6 protein-coding genes and 2 pseudogenes are annotated in these 16,917 nt (G+C 51.8%); 6 read left to right on the top strand and 2 right to left on the bottom strand.

What is annotated here, in order from left to right; genetic code table 11:
- Positions 1-95: 95 nt before the first annotated feature.
- The 5 genes from BM035_RS21075 to BM035_RS21055 all read left to right on the top strand — a co-directional run bounded on the left by BM035_RS21075 (position 96) and on the right by BM035_RS21055 (position 15,162).
- On the top strand, positions 96-3,776 hold the full coding sequence (locus BM035_RS21075) for a DEAD/DEAH box helicase (protein ID WP_139216086.1): 3,681 nt from the start codon (positions 96-98) through the stop codon (positions 3,774-3,776).
- A 291-nt stretch (positions 3,777-4,067) separates the two neighbouring features.
- The gene (locus BM035_RS21070) at positions 4,068-5,732 is read left to right on the top strand and encodes a tetratricopeptide repeat protein (protein WP_092034281.1); all 1,665 of its coding nucleotides are present in this window, start codon (positions 4,068-4,070) and stop codon (positions 5,730-5,732) included.
- A gap of 449 nt (positions 5,733-6,181) precedes the next feature.
- Positions 6,182-8,557 (top strand): DEAD/DEAH box helicase, encoded by a 2,376-nt coding sequence (locus tag BM035_RS21065; protein ID WP_254775551.1) that lies wholly within the window; start codon positions 6,182-6,184, stop codon positions 8,555-8,557.
- 15 nt (positions 8,558-8,572) lie between these two features.
- Entirely contained in the window at positions 8,573-11,392 is a 2,820-nt protein-coding gene (locus tag BM035_RS21060) for a site-specific DNA-methyltransferase (protein WP_217646371.1), read from the top strand.
- A complete protein-coding gene (locus BM035_RS21055; protein ID WP_217646370.1) occupies positions 11,389-15,162 on the top strand; it encodes a BPTD_3080 family restriction endonuclease in 3,774 nt (1,257 codons plus the stop codon). The genes BM035_RS21060 and BM035_RS21055 overlap by 4 nt, the downstream gene beginning before the upstream one ends.
- Positions 15,163-15,327: 165 nt before the next feature.
- Here BM035_RS21055 and BM035_RS21050 read toward each other — a convergent pair whose 3' ends face one another.
- A complete protein-coding gene (locus BM035_RS21050; RefSeq protein WP_092034277.1) occupies positions 15,328-16,197 on the bottom strand; it encodes a hypothetical protein in 870 nt (289 codons plus the stop codon).
- 44 nt (positions 16,198-16,241) lie between these two features.
- A pseudogene (locus BM035_RS21045) lies at positions 16,242-16,574 on the bottom strand (integrase core domain-containing protein); the annotation flags it as partial.
- Between the two features lie 63 nt (positions 16,575-16,637).
- Here BM035_RS21045 and BM035_RS21040 point away from each other — a divergent pair.
- Positions 16,638-16,917 (top strand): annotated as a pseudogene (locus BM035_RS21040) (transposase); the annotation flags it as partial.

Here is a 16,917-nt window from a genome sequence, read left to right as displayed (position 1 = left end):
CGGTCACGATAAAACGGAATGAGCGGTCACGATCGCCCGGAACAGGCGGTCACGTTCAAACGGAATGGGTGGTCACGATGGGCCGGAATATGCAGATGCGGTATTTCAACCCGGCCCTGCGGGTTCTCTATATTTGCCCGAGTGCTAATGTTCAGGATAAATGGCTGCGGGAACATGCCAGCTTTATCGACAGGAACGTCTGTACTGCTAGCTACCGAGTGCGTACTCCGGAGGGCAAGCCGGCTGCCCCTGTGGCCAAATGCGATAGCCTGGAAGACCTCATCCGCACAGCAGCCTCCGGCTTCTATGCTGACTTTTTCGTTCGCAATGGGAGTTTCAGCTTTGGCTTAAAAAAAGCTGCCGATGAATACGATGAGGAAGCAATCAGAAGCTGGAACGAGCAGCGCAAGAAACTGCAGAGAATGTTGCCGGCATTTTCGGTCCCAAGTGGTGATCCCACTCATCGTGGAGTAAAAGACGAGTTCGCCCGGGCACTGAATTACGTGCTGCCCACCTTCGACCTGGTGGTTATCGACGAGAGCCACAATTTCAAACACAACTTCGAGAGCAGCGACCGAAACCGCGTACTTTCTCAGGTCTTGGGGTTCTATCAAAACCAAAACGCTGAGGACCGACCTTTTCAGCGTCGCGTACGCAATGCCTTGCTGCTCTCCGCCACGCCTTACGACCGCAACCTGGAACAGCTACGAAACCAACTTGCTCTGGTAGGGAAGGACGGCCTACTCAGGAACGCCCAGTCTGTAACGGACAAAGCAGAGATTGCCCGGTTTATGGTGCGCCGCCTCAACCGGTTGAAAATCGGCGACCGGGAATACACCCGCAATATGTACCGTGCGGAGTGGCGCGATGGGCAAAAGGCAGCGATTGAACTGGAAACGGATGAACAGAAGCTAGTCACCGCCCTGGTTCAGAAGAAGGTTGGTGATGCACTTGGTCACAAACATGGCTCGCCGTCATTTCAAATGGGCATGCTTGCATCCTTCGAGAGCTATGGTGAAACCACTCGCTCCCCCCGGGTGGAGTTCGATAGCGAAGACCCCGATGACAGGGGACGCGATGCGCAGGACCGGAACGTGGTTGGCGCTATTGTCGACAGCTATGTCAATGCAAACCTCGGGCGGTCACTGCCACACCCTAAAATGGACACCGTTGCAAAGCAGTTGGCCAACGCGGTTTTCCAGGAGAATCGCAAACAGCTTGTATTCGTGCGTCGGGTGAAAAGCGTCAAAGAACTCAAACAGAAACTCGATGAGTGCTATGACGATTGGCTGATCAATTACCTGAACTTCCGCCTGCAAGATCGCCCGAAAGCCCTGAGCTCTATGCAAGGCGTGATCGGCGAATACCGTGAAATCAGCCGTTTCAGGGACGAGCGCATAGACGAAGGCCTCGCGGACGAGGGCAGCACTGGGGAGGCCGAACTCCGGCAGCCGCCCAAGAACGACAACCTCTTCAACTGGTTCTTCCGGGGCGATGCGCCAAAGCCTCAAAAACAGAAGAACTGGGGGGATCTTTTAACGCCGGATCAGGTGAGGCAAAGCCTTTCCCAACCCACGCGCCTCGCCAGCCCTCTGTTAGGAGTGAATTGGGCACAGCTCATCTGCTTTTTCAGCGGCGTGGATCCACGCCAAGTTATCGAGCAATGCTTGGCCGCTGCAACCGAAACGTCCCTTGCCGATCTTGGAAAGGTTCAGGCGCAGGAGTACCTCCGGAAATTCAGGCTGTCGCAACTGTTTTTCCTCGATGCCTGGGTCAACCACCTCGGACACAGCGTATTTGCTCCACTTCGAGATCATCTTCGAGCTTCCGTCAGTCATCAGAAATATCAGAAAGATGGTGCTCCACTAGACCCTCAGGATGTTCGAGAGCAACTCGGCATACCAACACTGTTCTCTGAGCTAGAAGCCAGCGATGCGCTGAGGGGGCAAATTCTGCCAAGTTTAGGAAAGCTGCTTCGTAAGCTGACTGAAACGGCAGAATGCAATAACCCTGAGGACATTCAAGCGCTTCTGAGGACCGTCGATATACACGCGGCACTTTTATCGACGGTGCTACGCACGGGCCACGGCATGATTGATCTGTACGTGTCACGTCTGAGGCAGGGAGAGGGAGATCTCAGTAGCAGCGTCCTAACTGGCTGGGTTAAAGATTTCGTCACGGAGCTGACTCGACAGTCCCATGTTCCAGGGTTCTCCACCTATCGTGAACTAAAGGGGCTGGCGGATGAGCTGCCGGCGATACTGAAAGCCAACCTTCCAGGCATTTTTGACCTGGGCACCAATGAATATCGCCGCTATCTCAGTAACCAGCTAAACCCAATCGCTCCGATCATAGGTGCCACGGGCGAGACTAATGCGCCGGGACAGCGCTCAGCCCAGGCCCGCAAGTTTCGTATGCCGGGGTATCCATTGGTACTGGTGAGCACGAACGTGTTTCAGGAAGGGGAAGACCTGCACCTGTTCTGTGACAGCGTTGTTCACTACGGCGTATCAGGTTCGCCAGTGAGCATCGAGCAGAAGAACGGCCGGGTTGATCGGGTTGGCTCACTGGCACAGCGTCGGCTCACTCGTGAAGGCTTCATTGATCCGGAAGAGGATGACTTAATACAGGTCAGTTTCCCTCATGTGAAGGAGAGCATTGAGCGGGTTCAGATTCGTCGGCTCTCGGAAAATATTAATCGTTACATGGCATCGCTCCATGAGATCGGGAACACGGTCGCTTCAGACAGGGAGGAGATTGCCGAATCTGAAATCGCCGATCGCACCCGAATAGAGCCCCAGATAAGAGATTTCCTGGAAAGTCCTTTTGATCCGGCAGATCCAAGATCTGATATGGGACACCTGAGTTTTCTCAAACAGCAGATCAGGGAGACTCAAGAGCAAGTGCAGGCGAACGTCGATCAGGCGAAGCAACTGATTGCCTCAGCGCTCGGTGTAGGTGAGCGCGGTCGCTGGCCACTGAGCGTTAACCTGAAGGTTAGCGACCTGGTCGGACAGGTATCGGATATGGCCGAAGTTCGATTGACGACAGCCAGGGCATCTGGAGAAATCCTTGCCCGAGTCGTGGTCGATCACCAGGACGGTCGTGGAACCCAAGTCCAGATAGGATCCCATGCGGAACTGGCGACGTTGATGCACCAGCAATCCTGGACCACGCTCCATAGAACCTTTGCTTACCAAACTGCCAGGAACGTTTGGCGATTGGCATACGATGCTGAAATGCTGGTGGGGGATGAAATCGTAACGGTCGAGAGGGATATGACGGCGCTACTGGATCGGTTTCATGAAAGGCACGACCCGAAGCAATACCGACCGCCAGGCTCTGTCGTTTCTCAGCATCTCGAACGACTTCGGCAAGACCAAGAAATTCAAGTCGGTCAACAGGCCCTGAAGGTCGATGTGGTCGATTCCGGGAACACGATCGGGCTCCGGTTTTGGTTCAAAGAGGGCGAATTACAGCGCTCCCAGACCGTCCTCCTGTCGGAGTGCGACGGGCAGTGTGTTTTCATAAGTCCAGCAGTGCCCTCGGACGTTGTGAGTGCACTGCCTGTTGAGAAAATTGTAGAGCTTACATGGGAGCGAAATCGCTCTACCGACGTGGTCGAGTTCATGCTGAATGACCACCAGGAGATTGTCGGTCGCTGCGTGCATCCGGTTGATAGCCTGCACTGGCGGGAGTTTGTCTACTGTGCTCATGTGCTGGCGGTGGAGAGTGACCGGCTGGAATACCTGGTCTGCGAGGAGGATCAGTTTTGATTCGAAATGCTCCAGGGTTAGGTGGTGAAACACATGCGAGCGCATTGACTTGCGACATTGAATGTCGCTCCCCGCTGTATTCTAGTGGTGTGAGCCCGTTAAACTGATCTGAAAGCCTTTTCAATGCTTGGAAAAGTCCGCTGAATCAATCAGTATTGAGGCTACAACAACAAGGTCGCAGGCTATGCTTTTGCATCAAATTCTGTGACCAATAATCGGTTACTCCGGAATATCGGCAATGTTCAGTTGTCTGCCGAGTAGAGAGTCGCTAGCAGTAGAGGGAGTTGTTTGGTGTTAGGGACCAACAAACAAAGTGATGTCGGTCGAAAGTCGACCGAAACGACGACATCCTTACTGACTCAAGTCAACCAGCTTGTTACCCAGGGGTTACGTCAGGCGGCTATCGACCTCCTTGAAGAAGCGATCTCCGACTCCCCTGATAATACGTCTCTTCTCAGCGCACTGGGGCGGGTTTATCTTCTGGACCGCCAGCCGGAGAAGGCGGTTGTTTATTTGCGACGATCTCTCGCCAAAACTAACCCGGCCCCGAATCCCGTTACCCATGGCGATTACTCACCAGAAGCCTTCAGCGACGCAGACGCGGATTATATTGAAGAGTTAGCTGAAGATTCGTCAAACGATGAATTTTCTCCGTTGGACGAAGTCAGAGCTGAGCCCGTGCAAGACGAGGCTCAGCATCGGGAGAGATCGGGCACACTCCACTTGAAGCGACAGCCCGAGAAACGAGACACGCCCGAAACACCTGATGATTCCGAACCTCAAATTACGATCATCAGAAGGGGGCGCGCGAAGAAAAATGATGCTGTTCCCGTTGATATCCCTCATGCGGCTGAGGAAAACGAGCTCGATGAGTCTGGTAGAGCTGATTCGGATGCCGGTACGCCGGATTCAGACATCCCTGAGGCAATTGAATCCCGATCAGAGGTAACGGATGAGGCTGCATCCGATGAGATCTCCGCTCCCAAACAGGCGGAAACGCCAGATCGTTCAGAAACCCAATTGGGTCTTTCCTTCGAAAGCGATGATGAGTCGGAAAGATCCGAAGATAGCCTTGAGTTGCCAGATGACGAAAACAATATTCTCGACATCGTCGATGTTGAGGCCGATTTCGAAGACGATATTTACGAAATTGATCCGGTTACTGAGGCGGTAGAAGACTACCCCTTGGATGACTTTGAGTCTGAGGATTTTGGCTGGGAAGACCTCGACGATTTCGATGAAGAGGCGAGTCGTGAAAACACCGATGAAGACCTCACGCTTGCAGGTATCCCTAGAGAACAGAGAGCTCGACAGGCTGCCGTGGATGTCCTGGAACGAGTGGGGTGGGATAGGGAGTATCTGCCACTGCTTGAATCGATCTTCGTGGAAAGTGGTTGGAGCGCAGCTCGTATAGCGATCGAAAACCAGATCGAACGAGGTGCAGTTCCAGAGCAGATTGTCTTGGCGAAAAAGGTCCGCTCGATCTGGTTCAGTAATGAATATCTCTGGACCACATTTCGGATGCGCTCCAACGCGCCGTTTATGCAGGCCGAGGCCGTTTACAGGAATTTCAGCTGGGCAGATGCGTTGAGGCTTATCCGTTGCTTTCCATCCATTCCAGATGAATTCGAGATTCAGGCCTTTATCGAAGAGCTCTTTGAAGAGTGGTATTTCAATAATCGGTTGCGGCGCCACTTCCACGCATTTCTCAAATACCTCCGGTATCGAATGGGTGCGAGTAGACGGACTCTCCCGGGTGATCTTGGATTTCTCTTTAGTTTCCCAGTTCATGATGAGTGGGGCGTTGATAACCCGGAGCTCTTGAGTGAAATATCAGAGATGAGGGACGAACTCAGGGAGATCGGTGCAGATAGTGGATTCGCCATGCCGGGAATAGAAAATAAGTTCAAAGTTCTTCCGAAGGAAGCATTTGACGAAGATAAGGATAAAAAGTGAGCCAAGGTAGCAATCGTCTTGCGCCCGTCAAAAATTGCTGGGTAAAAAAGGTATCGTCGTCTGGCGAAGAAACAGTGGGCCGTGTCGTCGATTCTGTGGATCGAGGCGATGATGTGGTTATCACCGTTAAGTGGCAGAAATCCGGCCAGGTTTCTGTTGAATCTTTAGATGACCTTCGGAGTGGTCTCAAGCCGCAGATGGAAGTACAGGACCTGCCCAATTCACGAGTAAGAGCGTCTCTTGGTGAGGGAGTAATCCAGCGAGTAAGAACAATCGGTGGAAAAGACCAGGCACTCGTCGACTTCCTTCAGTTGGGTCGTCAGGCATGGCTGCCGTATGAGAACCTCCGACAGATAAAGGGTGCGAGACATCGCTTCATTCTCGGTGATACGGGGCCGGAGGACGGCGCCGAGCGTTTCAGGCTCAAATCGTTGGCTCATGCCTTGGAAATGTGGAATGAGAACACCGGCTCCTTGTCGAATCTTGAAATTGATCCACTTCCTCACCAGATCCACCTGGTTCACCACATCCTTGCCTCTGGTCACCTGAACTGGCTAATTGCTGATGATGTAGGTCTCGGAAAAACCATCGAGACAGGCATGCTCCTCGCCGCTCTCAAACAAAGAGGACACCTCAAGCGGGTGCTGCTGGTTACTCCGGCAGGTTTGACCAAGCAGTGGCAGGAAGAACTCAACTACAAGTTCAAAATGGGGGAGTTCCAGATTTACGGTGAGGACTTTATGATCAATGAGCCTCGCCACTGGAAGATGTTTGATTTCGTTATCGCTTCCATCGATCGTCTCAAGAGCCCCGAGAACCTGGAACAAATCCAGCAAGCTGGAAAGTGGGATATTGTCATTTTTGACGAAGCCCACAGACTGAGCCGGCGGCAGTACGGAATGAAGCTGGATGCATCCCAACGCTTTCAGCTGGCAGCGCACCTCCGCCGCAATACGGATGCTCTAATTCTATTGAGCGCTACGCCCCACCAGGGCATGCAGGACAAATTCCAGGCACTCCTGGAGCTGCTTCATCCGGAACGCAAGGAAGAAATCACCACGCTGGCGCTAAACCCCGAAATTATCGGAGAGATGGTATTCCGCAACAACAAAGCAGACGTAACGGATGCGGAGGGGAACTTCCTGTTTAAAGGTAAAACCACCACCTCGTTACCGGTACATGTATCCGAAGCTGCCAAGGAGTTTGATAAAAAACTCCAGGACTACCTGAAGAAGGGCTACGCAGCCGGCGCAGCGCTGGGTTTCAAAGGCAACGCCATTGGCTTCGTAATGACGGTGTACCGTAAGCTGGCCGCCTCAAGCGTTGCGGCAATTCATCAGGCTTTGATTAATCGAAAGGCGCGCCTCGAAGGTGAGATTCTTGGTGGTATCAAGTTTGATGAGATAGAGAATCAGGACCAGCGCTTCTTCGGGGAGTGGGAAGAGCAGCTCTACACAGATGCCAAAGAGTTCTTCGAGGGAGAGCTGGAGCTCCTGGATGAACTCATCGCCGAAGCTGACGGATTGCGTGTTGACGACAGAAAGCTTAAAGGATTTATCGATCGACTGATCACCGAAATCCTTGGCAGTAATTCTAACGAGAAGGTTCTGATCTTCACCGAATACCGAACTACACAAGCCTATATTCGTGAAGCGCTGGAAACCCGCTTTGGCGATGGCAGTGTAGAGTTAATCAACGGCTCCATGCCACATCCCCAGCGGCGAGATGCCATAGCCCGCTTCGAAGACACCGCTAATTTTCTTATCTCAACAGAGGCAGGCGGAGAGGGTATTAACCTCCAGCGAAAGTGTCACATCATGGTGAACTTTGACCTACCCTGGAACCCAATGCGCCTGGTTCAGCGCATTGGTCGCTTGTACCGGTACGGTCAAAAGAAGCGGGTAGTTGTCTTTAATCTTCATTCACCAGATACCGCTGATGAGCAGGTGATGGACTTAATGTATACCCGCATCGATCAGGTTGTAGACGACTTGGCTGGGGTAAGTGCCGAATACAACGAGCAGCTTCGCGACGACATTCTTGGCGAGCTGGCGGATTTGCTAGACGTTAATCAGATTCTTGAGCAGGCCACAGTTGAGGGTATCACTCGAACTCAGGAGCGAATTTCCGAGGCACTGGAAAGGGCAAAAGCGGCAACTGAGAAGCAACGAGAACTCTTCGAACATGCTGCAGGCTTTGACCCGAATGAAACCGGCAGCAGCTTGAGGATTGACCACGAGCACGGCGTGGCGTTTGTAGTGGGTATGTTCAGCATTCTGGGCATAGAGGTTGTTGAGACAACCCATGAGGGGCGGCTTTTTCATATTCGGCTTCCAGAGGCAGTTCAGCATGAAATCAGCGTGGAGCGGAGCCGCTATGAAGTCACTCTGGATCGGGACTTGGTGGTCAACCGGCCAAACACGCACATGCTGGACCTGGATTCGTTTTTGATGCAGTACCTGCTCAAAAAGGCAAAGAGTTACGACTTCCTGGGCCTGAGTGCAGTTATTGAGAATCACTCACTGAAGGGTGGGGCGCTGTTAACCAGTCTCCTCAGGTGGCAGAACGACCAGGGAAGTAGGATGCGTCAGGAATACACCGCCTACTGGGTCAAACCCAACGGAGAGGTGCAGACCAATCCAGATGCATTTGCTGAATGGTTAAAAACAACGGCTATTACTGGAACGCTCACGCCCGTCCGGGAAGAGAATCAGGCCCAGTTTAAACAGGCAGAGTTAGCTGCGGATAAGCGGCTGGAGGCGGTGAGTAATATGCACCTGCACCCAGAGAATAATCAGTGGGTCTCTGGCGCCTGGCTAGTCTAGGACCGAAAGAACAGATTGAACAATTGGTTGAGGGCATCCGTGCGGCAACCAATAAATGGAAACTATTTGCATAGGTTGTATATGGCAAACGGAAAGCAGAACTCAAATAACGAGCAGCAATCGGGTACCTATAGCCACCAGCAAGAGGCTGTTCAGCGCCCGGACGTAGGGGTTCAGCCTGAATTTGATGCCAGAAAGCCACCCAAATCCTACCGCTACGATTCATCGCTGGCACCGGAGCTCGTTTGGGATGAGAACGCTGAGCGCGATATGGCCGAATGGTTGTTGGCGCTGGTGGAGCGGGCTGCTGAGCAAGGTGAGCAAGCTGTTTTTCAGGAGCCACAACTATGGTTAGGCACTGGTGAGAAGTTCCGATCGCTGGCGGAGTGCATTGCGCGCCTGAGAAGTTTGACCAAGCCATTCCTTAACTGGACGGGTAAGGCCGAAAGGCAGCAAATAAGCGTTCCAACCATCCCGTTGTTTGTCCATGAGCGCCATTCCACTCAGGCAATACTGGAAACACTGGAAAGCTACAAATCAGCCGGTAGCACGCTGGATCTGTTCGGCGATCCCGAGTTGGATGTCACTGACAAGCTTGACGCATACGAGCACAAAGGGCCATGGACTAATCGACTAGTATTGGGCGACTCGCTGCAGGTCATGAATTCCCTCCTCGAATATGAGGGTCTGGGTGGTCAGGTCCAGATGATCTATATGGATCCACCCTACGGTGTGAAATTCGGGTCGAACTTTCAGCCTTTCGTCCGAAAGCGTGATGTGAAGCACGGTAAAGACGATGAAATGATTCGTGAGCCTGAAATGGTGAAGGCTTACCGAGATACTTGGGAACTCGGTTTACATTCTTATCTCACTTATCTTAGAGACAGAGTATTACTTGCAAAAGAATTACTTTCAGAAAGCGGTAGTTTTTTTCTGCAGATATCCGACGATAACCTTCACCATGTAAGAGAGATTCTGGATGAGGTTTTCGGTGACAAAAACTTCGTCTCTTTAATAGCGTATGCCACCACTGGGGGGTTTGCGTCATCGACTTTAAGTCGAGCTGGCGATTATGTGATTTGGTATGCCAGAAATATAGAAAAGCTTAAATTTAATCCGGTCTACCAAAGAAAACAAAATCCTGTCGGTGACCCGAGCTCCAAGTATGATCAGGTGGAACTATTGGACGGAACTCGCCGGGCGCTGACACGGGATGAAAAAAAGGGGCTAACTGATCTGCCCGAAGGTGCGAAGGTTTTCCAGCTCGATAATATTATTTCTCAAGGTGCAAGTGAAAACACTATTAGAAAGTACTCAATGGACGGGGTTCAGTATGACTGTGGAGCGAATAATCACTGGAAGGCGGCTGTTCCAGAGGGCATGGACCGTTTAGCGAGAAATCGCAGGTTGTACTCAACAAGCAAGGGAAAGCTCCGATATGTACGGTACTTTAATGATTTCCCATACCAGAGAATTACAAATTTATGGACTGACATCGCAGGCAGTGTTCAAAGTCGCAGTAACCCTAAGCTTTATGTAGTTCAAACAGGAACGCCCCTGATAGAACGGTGTATGTTGATGACAACTACTCCTGGCGACCTGGTGCTTGATCCAACCTGTGGTTCAGGAACAACGGCATATTTGGCTGAACAATGGGGGCGGCGTTGGATTACCTGTGATACGTCTCGAATTCCTCTTGCCTTGACTCGACAGCGACTGCTTACATCAACCTTTCCTTGGTACGAATTGATAGAGCCCATTCGCGGACCCGAAGCTGGCTTTGTTTATAAGCGAAAGCAGAGTCGCAAAGGTGATGAAGTAGGCGGACTAGTCCCAAGAATAACTCTTAAATCAATCGCTAATGATGAGGAGCCTGAGACTGTAAAGCTTGTTGATAAGCCGGAAGTCAACAAGTCGATAACGCGGGTTTGTGGACCGTTTACAGTGGAAGCGACAATACAAGCTTCTAGCTCGATATGTGAGGAGGATAGAGAGGTCAAGGATGTAGCTGGTACGTATGATGACCCTAGGAAATACCTGGATCGAATGATTGAGGTATTAAGGCAGAGTAGAACCCTAAGGTTACCTGGTAATAAATCTCTCGAATTCGAAAGTGTGAGACCTTTAGGTACTGATTACGAATACCTTCATGCAGAAGCAGTCGAGGAAAATGGGGATACGCATCGAGTTGCAGTGATGTTTGGTCCCCAAGATGGCGCCATTGACTCAGGAGTAGTACTTGAAGCAGCCCGAGAAGCATGGTTCGCCAAATTTGATGCGCTTTATTTCTTCGGGTTTGCTATCCAAGCGAAAGCGCGACAGCTGATCGAAAATCGTGGAAAGTTGAAGCTACCTTGCACTTACGTTTCGGTCACTCCAGATGTTGTGATGTCGGACCTTCTGAAAACGAGCAAGTCATCGGAAGTCTTTTCCATCACCGGTCTCCCGGATCTCGATCTCCGACCTACAGGCGACAACTCACCGGATGGAACCAAACTCTATGAGGTTGAACTACGCGGTCTCGATATCTTCCGGCCTCAGGATTTGGAGACCGAGTCTGTTGAAGCGGATAACCTTCCTTGCTGGATGCTGGACACCGACTATAACGGTATGGCTTTCGTTGCCCGCCAGGTGTTTTTTCCCAAGACGTCTGCCTGGGACAACTTACAGAAATCGTTGAAAGCCAAGTTCGATAGCTCGGTATGGGACCATCTTGCTGGAACGGTATCCGAGCCGTTTTTGCTGGGACAGCATCAGCGAATTGCTGTGAAGGTGATTGATGAGCGCGGCAACGAACTTATGGTGGTAAGAGAGGGATCGGAGGCTAGTTCATGAGCCAGGCGAATGTCCCTGACCCAATTGCATCGAATGAGATTGAGTCGCCAATCATCAACTCGCCCTTCAAAGAGCCAGCATTTTACTGGCAAATTGAGAAGGGAAAACAGCCTGTAAAGGCGGCCGGTAGACGCCCCGCCAGCTATTTCTATCGCGTTCCTGAAAGCAGTGGTCGTAACCGGAAGGTCAAGGATCAATTGAGCCTTGAGGGTGATCTTGGTATTGGCCAGCAAGAAGATATTCCTCTCGTGAATTGGATTCGCCATCGCATCAAGGAATGGCGTACGGGAAAACTGACCGGTGTTCCATATGACGGCGCATCTGCCGTAACCAAAGAGCTTTTGTCTCTGTGGCAAGGGGATGGGACGCTCCGGAAACAGCGACTGTTCTATGCGCAGGTGGAAGCCGCTGAGACAGTAATTTTCCTGGTTGAGGCGAGCGACGTTTACCTGAAGGGGATGCCAGAGATCCCTGTGGACCATCCTGGCGAGTCCTCAAGGGAAGCTGGGTTTCGTGCGTTCACCCGATATGCGTGCAAAATGGCGACAGGAACGGGCAAAACGACCGTGATGGGAATGCTGTCTGCGTGGTCGATTCTGAATTACGTGGCATCTCCGACGGATGAACGGTTTTCAGACACAATTCTTATCGTTTGCCCCAACGTAACCATCCGAGAACGATTGCAGGAACTTGACCCGGCGTTGGGCGATAGCAGCCTTTATCGTACGAGGCAGTTGGTTCCTCCGCACAGGATGGAGGAACTCCGCCGGGGCGAGGTAATGATTGCCAACTGGCACCGATTGGCTAAAAAAGAGACAAATTCTGTAAATGGAACTTCCGCAAAAGTCGTAAAAACCGGTGAGCCTGTTGAGGTCGTCAAAAATGCAGGGAAGGCGAACGAAGAGGTTGAAGTTAAGTACTTCGAGTCGGATCAGGCTTGGTTCAAGCGTATACGGCAAGAGCTCGGTTCCGGTAAAGGCCGAAGTCCCCATTGGCTGATATTCAACGATGAAGCCCATCATGCCTATCGCCGTGGAGATTCTGCAGCGGAGGTAGATCTAGAAGACGATACGACCTTGGCGAAGAAAAACGCCAAGGAAGCTACTATCTGGATAGAGGGCTTGGACCGTATCAACAAACTTGCGGGTGGCCGTAAAAAGGGCATCCGATACTGCATAGATCTCTCAGCTACTCCGTTCTACATCCAGGGCTCGGGAAATGAGGTGGGTAAACCTTTCCCCTGGATCGTGTCAGATTTCGGGCTGCTGGATGCCATTGAGTCTGGTCTGGTGAAAATTCCCCAGCTTCCAACCCGAGACATCACAGGGGAGGAAGACGCAGGCTACTTCAATGTCTGGCGGTGGGTTGAGTCCATGGCTGAAAAGGATGGTCTGGGTACGAAGCTCAATCCGCAGATCGTGATGACCTATGCGGCGGCACCCATCACCACGCTTGCTCAGGACTGGCATAAACGTTTTGAGCACTGGCAGATCGATAGTCAGGATGAGCTTCACCCGGTTCCCCCGGTCTTTATTGTGGTATGTAGGGACACCAAAGTGGCGGCTGAGGTACACAACTGGCTGGCGGATAACCAGGGGAATTATGGTGAAGCACCTCTTTGGTTCAGAAACCAACCAGGTGAAGAGGTTACGGTCCGTGTCGATTCCAAAGTGGTTGAAGACCTTGAAGAGGGTGGAACGAAAGATGAAACCCGCCGCCTGAGGTTTATTCTGGATACCATCGGCAAGAAAACCTGGCCGGGCGGTAAAATTCCAGAGGAGTGGTCGGAGCTGGTTCGGAAGAACAACGAAAAGGCCGCGAGCGATGACAACGATGGCTCCTACAAATGGATTGACGAGAGAATCCCTCCCGGTCGCAATATCCGCTGTATCGTTTCTGTGGCGATGCTGGCGGAAGGTTGGGATGCCAACACCGTCACCCACATTGTCGGTCTCCGGCCTTTCGGTTCGCAGCTCCTGTGTGAACAGGTTATTGGTCGAGCATTAAGGCGCCGGAGCTATGCGCTCAATGAGGAAACCGATCAGTTCGAGGAGGAAACAGCTAAAGTTTTTGGTGTGCCCTTTGAACTCGTTCCCTTTAAAGTTTCCGAACCGAAAGACCCTAAGCCGCCCAAAGAGCCGAATCATATCTTCAGCGATCCGGCGAAAGAACATTATGAAATCGAGTTTCCACTGGTCGAGGGTTATTACAGCCCGCAAACCTTTGAAGTTCACTTAAATTGGGATCAAATTCCTAAACTGACGATTGATCCAAAGGAAGTGCCAGATCAGGTTGAGATGAACTCAATGACCGCGCCGGAGGGGAGTCTGGCAAAGTTCGGCCCGGGTCAGAGACCGGTGTTGAATTTGACTGCGTGGCGGAAGCAATTCCGAACTCAGCAGGTTGCTTTTCGGTTAGCTCAGCAGGTTTGCAAACGCTGGCAGGCAGAACAGGGTGGCTCAGAAGCGGAAACGGTGCCGGTGCACGTGCTGTTTCCGAAAGTGGCTTTCGCCGCGAAGCGGTTCCTGCAAGAGAAAACCGACTGTAAAGGGAGTGCTGAGCCCTGTGATGTGCTTCTGGTTGGCAAATACCAACAACAGGCTGTAGATAGTCTTTTCGAAGCGATCCGGAAGGGTTCTGGTGGGCTGGTAGACAGCCCCGAGCTACCGCGAATTCCGAAAGGCGCATCAGGCCGAGGCAGCACCAAGTTCGTCGACTATCACACGACCAAACCGATATACGCAGTCAATAAATGCCATCTCAACGCGATGGTTGCGGATACCAAAAAATGGGAGCAAAGCGCTGGGTTTGCTTTGGATGTCCACCCTGGGGTGGTCAAATGGGTCAAGAATGAACATCTGGGCTTTTACATTCCCTACCGTAATCACGGTGTGCCATCGCGATATGTTCCTGACTTTATTGCTCAGCTTGATATCGGGCTGAATCTCGTATTGGAGATTAAGGGACAATACGGTGATGACGCGGATCTGAAGGCCAAAGCAGCCGAACGTTGGGTAAGCGCGGTTAACGAAGATGGCAATTGGGGTCTGTGGCTTTACCGAGTCGTTACCGAGCCGACAGAGCTGCCCAATTTAATCAATGAGTTTGCACTGGCCAAATGGGATGGCGAGTCGTTAGTTTTAGATGGGGGAGGACAGTTGCCACCCCAAGTAATGGACGGGAAAGGCGAAAGCAACAAGCCGCAACTTGCTGAGCAGGACCTCGTTCATTGGTTGAAGGTTCAAGGCATCTGGTCTGAAGAGATACTTCCTCGGCCGCGCCGGGCTGGACAATCCGGCGATGTGGCGCTGCACATGATGCTCTCGGTGTCTTCTGGAGATCTTTCTGAGGCGAAGGTTACCAGGATCAACCTTAAGCGCTTACTGAACCTTCCTTCACTTTCAGCAGGCTCCGTAACCATCAGTGGTGAAGTGTATGCTTTGACTGAGGCATCGGACCCTATCGCTATAGGGCTGTTTGCACTGGCAACGCTGTTTTGTGGGGCAAGAGGCGCAAAGAGTCTGATGACAGAGACGCTCGATAATCAGTATGCAGCCGTACTGATAAGTTTGAGGGGAGTGGAGCAGCCGGATTCGATTTCAAAGGATGCCCTCCTAGAAAAAGTGAACCAGTTACTGGAGGCTGATGGGGAGCCGGAAATATCAGCAGTTAAACTCGACAAGATCATTGATAGGTTGAGCACCGAACTGAAATGTATCGATGTGACTGATGGAGGAATCTCTGTTAAATCAGTCGTGAAGTATAGGTGAGAGTCTGACTTTGCCTGCTTTAGCATCACAGCATTGAGCGTAGCCAAAACAGATTGCAGGTTGTTTTGCAGTTCGATGTGTATTGCAAGTGGGAAGGGAAAAACCCACTGAGGGCCGAATGGTCTTCAGTGGGTAACTCGTAACTGGATTTGTGTGCCGATTTCGCTAGCTGCGATCTATCGTCACCGATTTGTAGCTGCGCAGAGCCCTGATGCCCTTGTCAGTTACGAGGTTTATCAGAAACTCACCGGACTCCAGCAGCTCGGCAGCTTCCCGAAGCGTAGCAGCATATACTTTATTCTCAGCCCGGTTTGTCGTGTTCCCGGCTGTCGGTGATGACTTTTTCCGGTTAAGCACGTATCGCCCGGAACAGTCGTGCTGAGCGGTGAAAAGGGTAGGTTCGCCTTTTACCTTGCCAATGGCATAGATCCGTTTGATCTCTCCACGATTTGCTGTCGCGAACTCATAGCTCGCTGCGGTTAAAGGCGCTCCTGGTGTCTGAACAGAGACTTGTGCCGTTTCGACTTTCTCGTTGATTGGGACGTTCTGTTTGCCGGAGAGTATGGCTATTTGGTCAAGGAGTCCTGCGCGAGCAGCGTCGAGTTTGTCAGGGTTGGTCTTGTCCGAGAGTTGGTCCCGCTCCTTACGCTGGCAAAAGTAGGCAATCCGCTCCGCATTGGCTCCAGAAGCATGAGGTAGGCCCGAAAGCACGCGAGTTCGATCGATAACCCCTTCACTGGCAAGTTTCTCGAATACCGCATCAACACCCTGGCCTAGAGGAATAAATACACAATCATCTGGCAGAGAACTTATTTCCGCCATCAGCCCAGTCTGGATTTGATCCCAAAGGTAACTGTTTGAAATCATGGCTTTGCCGCCGGAAAAATTCTGACCTTGGTCTAGAACTGGATTCCTCAACGCGGATGTGAAATGCACCAGGTCTTGGCGGGTTTGAAAGAGATCCCCGCAACTATCAATACCCAGCCAATGCTGCAGACTAATAAAATCCATCATTTCAGCCAGGTTGCGCCTCATGGCTCGGTAATCCCCCCATTTTTAACGGGGTTCAAAAGTAGACCTCAGGCCATCGTGGCCAATTTCTGTTGAGGAGTAATTCCTCCGAGTCCCATATTGGGTCGTTCGTGATTGTAGTGCCAGAGCCAGCGGGTGGCATAATCCTGGACTTCTTCGGTGCTGTCGAACAGATACTGTGCCAGCCAATCGTAACGGACTGTTCGGTTGTAGCGTTCGATGTAGGCGTTCTGCTGGGGTTTGCCAGGCTGGATAAACGCCAACTTGATCTCCCGTTTTTCAGCCCAGGCTGACAGCTTGCCGCTGATGTACTCAGGGCCGTTGTCACAGCGAATAGAGCGCGGCTTCCCACGCCACTCAATGATCTGCTCCAGTGATCGGGGGTTCTACCCCGTTACTGCGGACATTCCTAAAAAGAGGCACACTGTGCCAAAGGAGTGTTCATGTCCAGACGCAGAAAATATAGCCCAGAGTTCAAACGCGAAGCCATCGCCTTAACCCGGCAACCCGGTGTGAGTTGTCGCCAGGTAGCCTTAGAGATCGGCATCAATCCCAACCTGTTATCCCGGTGGCGCAGAGAAGCGGATGAGGAAACGGATAAGGCCTTTAAAGGCTCTGGTTCCCCCAGAGACGAAGAGGTTGCCCGCCTCAAGCGAGAATTGGCCCGCGTGAAGAAGGAGCGTGATTTTTTGCGCGAAGCGGCAGTGTTCTTCGCAAAGGAGT

It is taken from the genome of Marinobacter sp. DSM 26671 (assembly GCF_900112835.1).
Taxonomy (GTDB): Bacteria; Pseudomonadota; Gammaproteobacteria; order Pseudomonadales; family Oleiphilaceae; genus Marinobacter; species Marinobacter flavimaris.
Note: the sequence above shows the minus strand (reverse complement) of the source record. Positions and strands in the feature narration are given on the sequence as shown.

Coding starts and splice junctions, on each gene's coding strand:
- BM035_RS21075 (WP_139216086.1), top strand. CDS start 96: ATGCGGTATTTCAACCCGGCCCTGCGGGTTCTCTATATTTGCCCGAGT.
- BM035_RS21065 (WP_254775551.1), top strand. CDS start 6,182: ATGTGGAATGAGAACACCGGCTCCTTGTCGAATCTTGAAATTGATCCA.
- BM035_RS21050 (WP_092034277.1), bottom strand. CDS start 16,197: ATGAGGCGCAACCTGGCTGAAATGATGGATTTTATTAGTCTGCAGCAT.
- BM035_RS21055 (WP_217646370.1), top strand. CDS start 11,389: ATGAGCCAGGCGAATGTCCCTGACCCAATTGCATCGAATGAGATTGAG.